The organism is Lawsonibacter sp. LCP25S3_E2, assembly GCF_052117285.1.
Taxonomy (GTDB): domain Bacteria; phylum Bacillota; class Clostridia; order Oscillospirales; family Oscillospiraceae; genus Lawsonibacter.
Genome location: NZ_JBQKJL010000057.1, coordinates 1 through 1,825, shown reverse-complemented (window position 1 = coordinate 1,825; position 1,825 = coordinate 1). Strand labels below are relative to the sequence as shown.

Sequence of the window (1,825 nt, the reverse complement as noted above, 5' to 3'; positions counted from 1 at the left end):
TGACATTAAGGTCAAAAGGGGGTGTGACACAATACTTCAGGTTTGATATAATGTAGATAAAAACAGGGTGGTGGCAGAAGATGTCATACAGGGCCAACGGAAGCCAGCAGTTGTCCATATTCGACCGCAGTCTCCGGCTCACGAGACGGGAGCGGAGCTTTTTGGAAAAGTCATGGGCAAAAGTGTTTTCTGATGAGATTTTTCCCGCCATTGACGAAGAACGTTTCCGAGTTTTGTATTCTCAAAATGCTTCACGACCCAATACCCCAGTCAATATTATTGTGGGTGCGCTCATTATAAAAGAACTGTTTGCTTTGTCCGATGACGAGATTGTTGAGAATCTGATGCTGGACATCCATTATCAGTATGCTCTCCACACCACCAGCTACGAGGAGCAGCCGTTGAGCGACAAATCCTTGTCCCGTTTTCGGAAACGCTGCTATGAATACGAAAAAACTACCGGCGTAGATTTGTTCCATGAGTGCGTCTGCGATCTGAACCGCAAAATCGCAAAACTGATGGGGATCAATTCTCACGTCAAACGTATGGATTCGCTGATGATCGAGGCAAATATCCGAAAATTAAGCCGGATCGAGCTGCTCTATTCCTGTGTTGCAAGACTTGCCAAGCGTATCGAAAAGAAGGAAGGCATCGGTAAACTGACAGGGCTGGAACATTACTGCCAGCCAGGTGACCGCAATTTCATCGTGTATCATTGCCGGAACACAGATATGAATGAGCGAATAGAGACCATTCTGAAAGATGCGGACCAGCTTCTGCTGCGGAGTGCGGCACAATATCAGGAAACAGAGGAGTATCGTCTGCTTGTCCGATGCCTGGACGAGCAGACCATTGCCGGAAGCGGCGGAAGACGGCTTCGCAAGAAGGGAGAGGAATCCCCGTCAACAACTTCCCTGCAAAATCCTACTGACCCGGATGCGACATACTGTGTAAAGGCAGGGAAAGACCATATTGGGTATGCTGCGAATGTGGTGGAGAGTGTGGACAGCAGCGGTTCCGTGATTACGGATTATCAATATGAGAAAAACATATTTTCCGACCCGCGCTTTCTTCGCGACCATCTTACGCGCACAGAAGAACAAAAGGAGACCGTGCGGATTGTTGCGGATGGCGGCTATGTGGGGCAGGAGTGCAGAGAACTTGCAGCAGAGAAAAATATTGAGCTCATCAATACAGCATTAAAGGGTGTAGCTGTACCGGATATTTACGGCGGTTTTCTGCTAAGTGATAACGGAAAGAGTGTGCAGCAATGTCCAGCCGGATATGCGCCAATACGCTGCTCCTACACAGAAAGAACGTCCCGAATCAGGGCCTACTTTAAATCTGAACATTGCATGGGATGTGATCACCGCGAAGAATGCCAAACAAAGCAGCGACGGGCGACCTGTCAAATGTCACTTTCCCGCTCGGCTGTGGAGCGCGCAAGGCAGCAGCAACAGATGCATGCACCTGATTTTCAAAATTGGCATAGAATTCGGAACGGAATAGAATCGGTTCCGTCCATACTGCGTAACCGGTACCAAGTAGACAAGATGCCCGTGAGAGGATTTATCCCGAGTAAATTCTTTTTTGGGGCTAAAATCTCCGCAATGAATTTCAACAAACTTCTTCGACACCGGAGAGGCTTGTTGTCCTGCGCCCAAAATCCTCTCCTCAGTTAAACAATCGGAAGATTGGATTGCCTGCCGTCCCGTATAGAGGGCCGGCAGGCAATTTTTATTGGTATGATATTGTTTTGGAGCAGCAAAACAGGCCTAACATTAGCTGCGCTAACTTCAAAACCTCCCTTTTGACCTTAATGTCA

1 protein-coding gene is annotated in these 1,825 nt (G+C 48.1%); it reads left to right on the top strand.

Going from position 1 to position 1,825, the window contains the following annotated elements:
• Positions 1 to 161: 161 nt before the first annotated feature.
• Complete coding sequence (locus tag ACTQ3R_RS16415) at positions 162 to 1,682, top strand: transposase (protein WP_441780222.1); 1,521 nt, start codon at positions 162 to 164, stop codon at positions 1,680 to 1,682.
• Positions 1,683 to 1,825 lie beyond the last annotated feature (143 nt).